The organism is Bifidobacterium sp. (genome assembly GCF_051876855.1).
In the GTDB taxonomy this organism is placed as follows: Bacteria; Actinomycetota; Actinomycetes; order Actinomycetales; family Bifidobacteriaceae; genus Bifidobacterium.
This window is the reverse complement of the sequence record NZ_JBJEIH010000064.1, coordinates 1-9390: the sequence shown is the minus strand read 5'-3', so window position 1 is coordinate 9390 and position 9390 is coordinate 1. Positions and strand designations below refer to the sequence as shown.

Sequence of the window (9390 nt, the reverse complement as noted above, 5' to 3'; positions counted from 1 at the left end):
GGGAAACCCCACGGCATGCAACCACCACACCGTGGAACAACCCACCTATCACCAATAAGCATGCCCCCCCCCGCAGACTTTCCAAGGAAAGCAGGTTATTAGCGAACGCCTCAATGTGTGAAGCGGCCCCCATATTCCACAAGCAGGTCATGCACGAACCGCGCGCTGTGCCTTGAAATTAGGAGCGCAACGATTTGTTACAGGCAGCGAATCGATTGCGACCGTCATCATGGAAATCACAGGTGTGGTATGGCTGTAGCAAAGCATCAGCATGCTGGCTCAGCCGAGGGTTCGCTGGTCTCGTAGACCGACTGAGGCAGCAATCAGCAACGCGGGAGCCAATCCTTGCACAGCACAGAAACTAGTCTGGGTCACATACTGGCCATCGTCATGTCCTGCGGCCCGCGCGCAGACATGCTTGCCCGCGAATCGAGAGGGGCGTCATCACTAACAGACATCATCGCCAACGGGTCTCATGGTCAGCAGGCGTCATCGCTCAGCGTGGGACTTCTCTCGTTATATGCAGTTTGACGCGTAAACTCCCAGGGGCCTGATTTCGGGCCCGTTGGTATTTCAACGTTTTCATTGTCACATCAGCGCAAAACCCCGTCTTCGTCCATAAACTCCCGGGAGATTACCGCCATTGGCGCCATTCCCGCCAAAAGTCCCGGGAGATTACCGCCATTGTGACGTTTCCGTAAGAAGTCCCACGTACCGGACCCGTCGCGCCCGAGCATGCCGGCGAGCGCCACTGAAAAAGCCACTCTAAACGCACTCATTCGATGGCGACAACCGCCCGGAACGGCCTGTTCCGGTGCATTCAAAAACGGCGCGATCGCAACGTTCCGCGGGTTGGAATCGTTGGAATCGCGCCGTTTTGGCGGAGTGCGGGCGGTTACTTGGACACGTTGAACTTGAATTCGACGATGTCGCCGTCCTGCATCACGTAGTCACGTCCTTCAAGGCGGAGCTTGCCCTCCTCCTTGATGGTGTTCATCGAACCGTTGGCTGCGACGAAGTCATCGTAGGAGACGATTTCGGCTTTGATGAAACCGCGCTCGAAATCGGTGTGGATCACACCTGCTGCCTGCGGGGCGGTCCAGCCCTTGTGGATCTGCCAGGCGTGTACTTCCTTCTCGCCGGCGGTCAGGAAGGTCTGCAGGCCGAGGATGTCGAATCCGACGCGGGCAAGCTGGTCGAGCCCGGATTCCTTCAATCCGGCGTCTTCGAGCATCTCACGCGCATCCGCCTCGTCAAGCTCGGTCAAATCAGCTTCGAACTGGGCGTTGAGGAAAATCGCCTTCGCAGGGGCCACCAAATCGGTGAGCTTCTTGCGCAGCTGCTCGTTGGACAGTTCGGCGTCGTCAACGTTGAACACGTAGATGAACGGCTTGGCGGTCAGCAGGTGCAGGTCGTAGATGTCGTCCTTGTTGATTTTGCCAGCCTGGGCCGCGTGGTCGATGGTCTCGCCCGCCTCGAGGATCTTCTTCGCCTCGTTGACGGCGTTGACGTATTCCGGCGTGACCTTCTTGCCACGCAGTTCCTTCTCGAGCTTCGGCAGCGCGTTTTCGATGGTCTGCAGATCGGCGAGGATGAGCTCGGTGTTAATCGTGTCGATGTCGTCGGCCGGATCGACCTTGCCGTTGACGTGCACGATGTCATCGTCCTCGAAAGCGCGCACGACCTCGCAGATTGCGTCGGCTTCACGGATGTTTGCCAGGAACTTGTTGCCCAGTCCCTCGCCTTCGGACGCACCCTTGACGATGCCGGCAATATCGACGAAAGTGACGGTCGCGGGCACGATCTTCTCGGTGTGGACGAGCTTGGCGAGCACCGGCAGCCGGTCGTCCGGCAGGGGCACGATGCCCGTATTCGGCTCAATGGTGGCGAACGGGTAGTTCTCCGCTAGCACATTGTTGCGGGTGAGCGCGTTGAACATGGTGGACTTGCCGACATTCGGCAGGCCGACGATTCCGATAGTTAAAGACATGCTTTCCAGTGTAGAGGCATGATGGACGTAGCGCATGCCGTCGGCACGTCATCGCCCTTGCGTGATTCGCGCCAACCGGAAGAACAACCGTCGGATACGAGCGGCGGCCGGTGCCACGATTTGCACCGCGGACACCGGCCACCACCGCGAACATCAAGGAACCGTCAGCCCTCCACGGCCTGCACCGCGGAAATCACGTCGCCGCGGAACCCGTGCTGTTCCAACGCGACCACGCCGCGGATGGTTGCGCCGCCCGGAGAGCAGACCGCGTCCTTCATGGCCGCTGGCAGCCGCCCGTCGCTGACTTGCAATGCGCCCGTACCCTCGACCATTTTCGCGGCGAGCCGGTACGCGCTGGCACGCTTGAGCCCATACTGCACGCCCGCGTCAGCGAGCGCCTCGATGTACATCGCGGTGAACGCCGGGGCGCAGCTGGAAATGGTGCCCGCCTGGGACATGTGCGCGGTGTCGACGGTCTCGAGCATGCTGACCGGCTCGAGCAGCGCGTGGACGAGCCCCGCCTGGTAGTCGGTGAGATTGTGCTTGTCTTCGACGACACTGACGCCCTGGCCCACTGCGATCGGCGTGTTGGGGATGATGGAGATGTGCGGGGTATGGTCCTCGAGCACGGTTTCAAGGCGGTCGAAAGTCCACCCCCAGGCCACGCATACGACGATGCTGTTGGCCAGTTCATGCAGAATCGGGGTCACGACCTTTTCAATGAGATTCGGCTTGACGGCGAGGATGACGATATCGCTCGCCGCGGCGACCTCGGTGGCGTTGTGCATCGGGCGCACGCCGAGCGCGGACGTGCTGTCCACGAGCTTGTCGTAATGTCCTGCGCAGGCGAGGATCTGCCCGCCTTCGAGGACTCCCCCATCCACGAAGCCTTGGGCCATGGCCTGTGCCATGGCACCGTAACCGATGAATCCGACGGTGGTGTCGCTCAGTTGCTGGGTCATTGGGTTCCTTTCTTGGGTTGTTCGCCGGCGCCGTGCCGGCCACGGATACGTTCGGGCGCGGTTGCGGACCGTGCCGGGCTGGTCACTTGATGCCGGCGAGGTCTCCCCGCCCCAGGGCTTCCCGGTATTCGCGCGTGAAAACCCGCGGGTCGGTGCGCAATCCGTCATGCTCGTACTCGTTGGTCGCCCAGTAGTGGCTGTTGCCGACACGGGACAGGGTATCAAGCTGAAGTGTCGAATCAACGTACATGTCGTCCACGTAGACGGTCGCCTGCAGCGGCACCTCGTTACGAGCGAGCTGGTCGGCGTCGTAGATCTTGCCGAAATGCGTGTCCTGCATGAGGATGTCCATCGCTGCGGCGAACGGGCGCAGCGCATGCTCCTGCCGGAACATCCACGGGAAGATCGCCTCCCCGGTGAACAGCAGTGGCCGCGCGGATACGGAGAATTGCGCTCGGGCGTCGTAGGCACGTTGGGCGGCCCAGTTGACCGGGTGCTCGAGCTCGCCGTCGGCGTAGATGAATTCCTGAAGCGGCCAGTACAGGGGGCGGGATGCGGTCGTATCCATCACGTGGATGAGGAATTCATCGGACAGCGGTGACGAGCTGTCCACGGAACCATCACCGTCGACGAAAGCCTCGTCGAACAGCCAGTGGATTTGTTCAAAACTCGGTTTCATACCGAACCCACCGCCCAAGGTCTGCACGCGTTCGACAGTCAGCGGGTCGCCGTTGGGCAACGCCACTCCCCCGTGGGCCACCCGGTCAGCCACGGCGGCGACGCGCTCGCGGTCCTGCGGATAACGCGCGTAATACTGCATGGTCTTTGATTCCATGCGCGGGAAGGTGTGCGCGTACACGTCGTCCGGGTCAGCCGGCACATGCGGGATGCCACCGTTGGTGAAACATGCGGACAATCCTTGCGGAAACAGGGACAGATATGTCAACGTCAGGAACCCGCCGTAACTCTGCCCGAGCGTGACCCACTTGCGTCCGCCGAACGCGCTCAGACGCAGATGCTCAAAATCACGGATGATCGAATCGGCAAGGAAACGCTTGAGATACGCCGCCTGTGCCGGCGCGCCCGCGATACGGGACATGGCATGCGAATCGACACGCGAGGAACGGCCGGTGCCACGCTGGTCAGGCAGCACGACCCGGAAATGCTTCAACGCCTCGGCAAGCCACGCATCCCCTCCGTCATAGCCCATCGGGCGTGGACCGGCACCACCCGGACCGCCTTGCAAGAACAGCAGCAGCGGCAAGTCCTCATGTTCACGACCAGCCTCGCACACCACCCGGTAGAACAGCCTGATTGTCGCTCCGGACACCGTTTCGCCGGGCGTGTCTCCCCGCCAGTCCAGCGGCACGTCAATCGCATGATCTTCGATATACCGCCCCGGAACGTAATACTGCGCCAACGTCGTCACCGTGTGCCTCCCGAATAAGTCCTGCCAGCAATTCGTTAAGGCAACCATAGCGCCACCCCGGCCTTTCATCCTCGCGCATGATGGCCGCGGTGACCGCCCGACGCTAGGGTGAATAACATGCATTGGATGACACGGATGACCTCATGGGCCAAAAGCCACGTTCTGGCGGTGGATACCGCCATGACCGTGCTGGTCGCCGCGCTGTTCCTGGTGATTGTGACCACCACCGGCTCCATTCCCGGCGTGTTCTTCTCCTGCCCGGCAACCGCGTGTACCCTGTGGCAGATTGCCATCCTCATTCCTGTGGCTACCCGCCGGTGGCGTCCAGAACCGAGCGCCTGGGCGATTACCACAGTTGCGGTCGCCCAGCTCATCATCGGTCCGGCGCTGGTGCCTGCGGACCTGTTCGCGTTGAGTGTCCTGTACGCCGTCATCGTGTACGGCAATCCGAGCCGAAGCCGCCTGTTCGCGTGTCTTGCACTGGCCATCGGCATCCTCGCCTCGCTCGCGCTGGCCATATCTACCAGTGTCGGGCCGGTGTTCGGTGACCCCGGGTCCCCGAATACCGTCTCCCTGTGCGAAGGCAACGACCCTCATACCTGCGCGCAGAATTTCCTCTCATCGTTCACAGGCGGGCTGATTATCATCACCCTGTGCATCGTCACCGCCATTTTCCTCGGTTATTGGCAGCGCGCCCGCAACGTGACCATCACCATGCTGCAAGAACGCAACGAGGCGTTGCAGGCCGGGGAGAACGAGCGGCGCCGGATCGCCGCGTTGGCGGAACGCGCCCGAATCGCGCGCGATATGCATGATGTCGTCGCGCACACTCTGTCAATCATCATCGTGCAATCCGATGGCGGTAGATACGCCGGGGCTTCGAACCCGCAAATCGCCAAACACACAATGCACACCATCGAACACGAGTCGCAGCGCGCGATGCGCGATATGCAGCATCTGTTGGGCGTATTCGGCGAACCCGACCATGCAGATTACCGGCATGTCGCCACTTTGCTCGACGAGGCCGGACGCTCGGATGCCGACATCCAGATCAGGTTCCACAGCTCAGGAGAGCCGCACCCGGCGCGACTGAGCGAGACCGCGAGCACGGCGATGTACCGCATGGTGCAGGAGGCGCTGACCAATATACGCAAATACGCCGGCCCCAATGTGAACGTGGATGTCGAGGAGACGTGGTCAGACACCGGTTTGACCGTCCGCGTCGCCGATGACGGCCGGGGTGCGAGCGCCGCCGCGGACGGGCACAAACCCGGCTTCGGATTGCTCGGCATGCGCGAACGCATCGCGATGGCCCATGGCAGTGTTCAGGCGGGGCCAAGGCTCAGCGGCGGCTTCGAGGTCGTGGCGAGCGTGCCGTACCGGGACGCCGAGCATGAAGCCGAACTACGTGCCACCACTTCGACCGCGACTTCGCCGGCACCGGGTGCGTGCGCGTCTGCGGCCCGACAGTCCCAAGAGGTTCTAACCGGCGCCGGTGAACCGTCCATGACGGCAACTGATATACAACACAGCAATACAGTCAGCGATGCTCCTGCCCCCGTCCGGCAGTCACGGCAGGATGCAATCGGTGGCGGAAGAACGCCAATGCGACAAAGCATCACACCCGCATCACTGCCGTTGCCGGCGCACCCAATGCGGATTTCCGACATGCTGCGGCGGTGCTTCAACAATGGCCGCCCGGCGCTGCCCCCGGCGGAACGCGGCGCGAACGGCGCCACGAATACGGTCGAACGCATGTCCATGTGGTGGGAACGTCACTATCTGGCATCAGACATCCTGTCTGGTCTCATCTTCGTCGCGTTCTTCGGCTTGTCCGGGGTGAACGTGGGCAACAATCTCGAATTCATACTCACCGGCAACCAAATACATGCCATCGGCCAAGCCGTCATCTGGGCGGTGACGGTACTGGTCATGCTGCCGTGGATGTTCAGACGCCGTTTTCCACGGGCGAGCGCCATATTCGCCTTCGTTTTCGCCATATTCCAACTGCTGGTTATGCCGTGCATCCTGTTCGTCAACATCATGTCGCTAGGCGTGCTCGCGGCCGCAATCCTCTATGGCGACCGTAGCTCCACCAAACGGGCGATCGCCGCGGCCTCAACCGCCACATGCATGTGCGCGCTGTGCGTGTTCTCCGGAGCCATGGGGTATACTTCCCTGCTCGCCATGCTCGCCGATCTGTCACGGCTGCAACGCCCGAGCGGCGCCAGACTGATTGAAACGGGCTCCGCCTTAGTCACCGTCGGGCTCATGTGCCTGATCGCCATCGTCGCAGCGATATGGAAACGCACAAGCGGCAACGATGCACTCGTCTTGCAGGCGCGTGAACAGGCGCTCAACGAGGAGGCCCGCCGGCAGCAGGTGCTCGCCGCGAACGTGGAGCGTGACCGGATCAGCGCGAATATCCAAAGCGAGGTCACCGACACCCTCCAATCCGTAATCGCTTGCACCCACGAGGGGCTCGCCATGTTCGAACGCGCGGAAAAGGAAGGGACCGAGCCGGATGCAGCCGCAGTCTCCGAAGCGTTCAAGCAAATCGGTGAGCAAGGGCGGGCCGCTCTGGCACGCATGCGCGAATTGCTGGGTGTGCTGCGCAAAACCGGGTTCAGTGACGAGACGCACGACCGGTCTGCGGATATCGCCCCACTCGCCCCGGTTTCTCCGCCTGCCTCGGCCTCCTCTGTCACCACAGCTACGCAGGATTCCCCGGCCACACCTGCTGCTCAGGCCGCTGCGACCACTCCCGCCGTGGTCTCGGATGCGCTACCGGCCACCGAAACTACCGCCTCCGGCACCGCCGCCACCACCGCCGAATCCGCCGGATGACCCCGAACCTGAGGAGCCGAGCGTGGTCTGCACCGCGCTCTGGACTTCAATGAACCCGTTATTGAGCTGCGCACCCAGATCAGCGAAAGACGACGGCGCGAATGCCGCGACACCGGCTCCGCCACCGGCAGTCAAGCCAGCGACGACACCGCCGGGCAGAATCGTCGGACGGTACATCCAATACACGAGCGAACCGGAGGCATGGTCGTCAAGCCACTGCGGGTCTGACAGCTCAGGAACCGAACGGGCGAGCTGACTCATCACCTGTTCGGACAGCCCGAAAGCCGCAGCATAGACGAGGTATTTGTCCCACAAGGCAAGCTCCGGTGCGCCACAATCTGTGAAATCGCTGAAATCATTGAGATATCGCTTAAACGCTTCCAGCTGCGAGGCCAGCTGACGGCCGTGCTCGTTCAAACCGGAAAACCGCATGAGGCCCATGCACAGGCCAACGCACAACGCGACCGGAAGAATCGTCACCAATTGCAGGAACAGGTTGCTCGACAGCAACGCGCAACTGACCACCAGATAGATGAACGCGATGATGCTGACGATGATGCTCCCCCGGCCGGCAGGCACAGTGAGCTTCAGCTTCGAGAACTCCTCCTCCAACAGCGTCACCATGGTCTGCTGCTCTTTCGCGCCGCGTCTCCAGTCATTCATCAGGGAACGCATCTGCTTCATGTCGAACACCCGGGTCTTGCCGTGTTTGCCCACCGCCTCGAGGAAATCAAGCAGGTCGGCCTCGCTGTCGCACAGGTACAATGCTGCACGACCACGGGAATCCTCGCCATCTGTTTCTATTACGATGGTCACGTCATCGGGTTTGACAGCGACGGTCGTTCGCCCGTCCGACCGGTCCACGTGATATTCGACGGCCGGGGTTTGCTCGACCCCCGACAAAACTGTGGCGTCACTCGCGTCGGATACATCAATGCCGTCATAGGATTCCGCCGTACCAGGCAGGAGCCTGATAGCATGTTTGGATGCGAGCGAGAGCATGGTGGCGCTCAGTGCACGCGCATTCGTCTGCGATGAAGGGCAATGCTCGATCAGCGCGTTGAGCCGCGCCGCGTTGTTCGGCGTCATGTCGGGCGGCTCACGGCGGTATGCGGTGTCCTTGGGGAACGACGTCTTGCGGATGCTGGCGCGCAGACAGGCGAGCATGGCGACGCACAGGATGATGCCTATGGCCGCGGTGATGAATGCGCGCATCACCAATTCCCTGTGTTTGGCGTCACGGTATCGCGCCCAGCTGTCCATCTTGTCCTGCTCCGAGGTAATCAGGCTCTCCCGGTGTTCGCCCGGCTCATGACGGGCTACGTCTTCCATCAGGGAACGGTCGACCATGGCGACCACATCGAGATACATGCCGGATTTCACGTTCTTCGCTGAGAAATGCAGCGTGCCGTCTTTATCGCGTGTGGTCTGTGAGGATGGGCCTTCGAAGTGCAGCCAAGTCGCTGAATTCTTCGTCGTAACGCCATCGGGGAAAGTCACCGTCCCCGTGACTTCACCGATTGGGACGGTGTTTCTGGTGCCAATCGGCTCCCACTGGAATGTGGCGACATCATCGTAGGCGGTGGACACCCCTTCGAAGGTCATGGTGATGTCGAACCCCATGCTGTCGGTGTCGTCGGTCGTCGGGATGTTCCAACCGATTTCAATAGTGGGGTACTGATCCGAGTAGCCGCCCGAGGCGTCAGGCTTGTCACGTTCCGGGTCATACGTCTTCGTACTCACCCCGGCGCGTTTGATATACCAGTGTCCAGCATACGTGGAGTCCCATAGTGACGTGGACTGGCTGCCGGGCACGACCGGGTCTGCCTGTGTGTAAGTCTCGCCGGTCGTGGTGTTCTTGACACTCACCCCGGTGATGGCGGTGAGCTGATCGGGGTCAAGACGATACTGCTGGTACAGTTGCCGCCACGGCTTGCCTCGCTTCTTGAGCGTCACGTCGATATGCTCGCGAATCTTCAGGTCGCCGTTGCGTTGCACTTCGACCTCATAGTTGGCGCTCCGATAAGCCAAATTCGCAGACGGATTGATTTCCGAGTAGGTTCTGACGATGGTATAGGTGCACCCAAGCACCACTGCAAGCGCGATGCCGATCGCCCTTTTCCACGCGCTGGCTGTTGTGACTTCACAGCTGGCAACTCCTT

The 9390-nt window shown here is 61.5% G+C and carries 5 protein-coding genes; 1 reads left to right on the top strand and 4 read right to left on the bottom strand.

The window, feature by feature from the left end; all coding sequences use genetic code 11:
* Positions 1-895: 895 nt before the first annotated feature.
* The 3 genes from ychF to ACI38B_RS04640 all read right to left on the bottom strand — a co-directional run bounded on the left by ychF (position 896) and on the right by ACI38B_RS04640 (position 4381).
* A complete protein-coding gene (ychF, locus tag ACI38B_RS04650; RefSeq protein ID WP_033505381.1) occupies positions 896-1990 on the bottom strand; it encodes a redox-regulated ATPase YchF in 1095 nt (364 codons plus the stop codon).
* Between the two features lie 164 nt (positions 1991-2154).
* Positions 2155-2952 (bottom strand): pyrroline-5-carboxylate reductase, encoded by a 798-nt coding sequence (gene proC, locus ACI38B_RS04645; RefSeq protein ID WP_439729730.1) that lies wholly within the window; start codon positions 2950-2952, stop codon positions 2155-2157.
* Between the two features lie 82 nt (positions 2953-3034).
* Complete coding sequence (locus ACI38B_RS04640; protein ID WP_439729729.1) at positions 3035-4381, bottom strand: alpha/beta fold hydrolase; 1347 nt, start codon at positions 4379-4381, stop codon at positions 3035-3037.
* Between the two features lie 135 nt (positions 4382-4516).
* Between ACI38B_RS04640 and ACI38B_RS04635 the strand changes: the two genes are divergently transcribed.
* Positions 4517-7228: a DUF7134 domain-containing protein gene (locus tag ACI38B_RS04635; protein ID WP_439729728.1), complete on the top strand. Its 2712-nt coding sequence runs from the start codon at positions 4517-4519 to the stop codon at positions 7226-7228.
* Here the strand turns inward: ACI38B_RS04635 and ACI38B_RS04630 are convergent.
* Positions 7166-9390, bottom strand: a 2225-nt coding sequence (locus tag ACI38B_RS04630; protein WP_439729727.1) for a DUF2207 family protein, incomplete at its 5' end; no start/stop codon positions are given. The two genes, ACI38B_RS04635 and ACI38B_RS04630, sit on opposite strands and share 63 nt — an antisense overlap.

What these genes read in the sequence shown, in the direction of transcription:
- ychF (WP_033505381.1), bottom strand. Translation starts at nt 1,990, where the DNA reads ATGTCTTTAACTATCGGAATCGTCGGCCTGCCGAATGTCGGCAAGTCC.
- proC (WP_439729730.1), bottom strand. Translation starts at nt 2,952, where the DNA reads ATGACCCAGCAACTGAGCGACACCACCGTCGGATTCATCGGTTACGGT.
- ACI38B_RS04635 (WP_439729728.1), top strand. Translation starts at nt 4,517, where the DNA reads ATGACCTCATGGGCCAAAAGCCACGTTCTGGCGGTGGATACCGCCATG.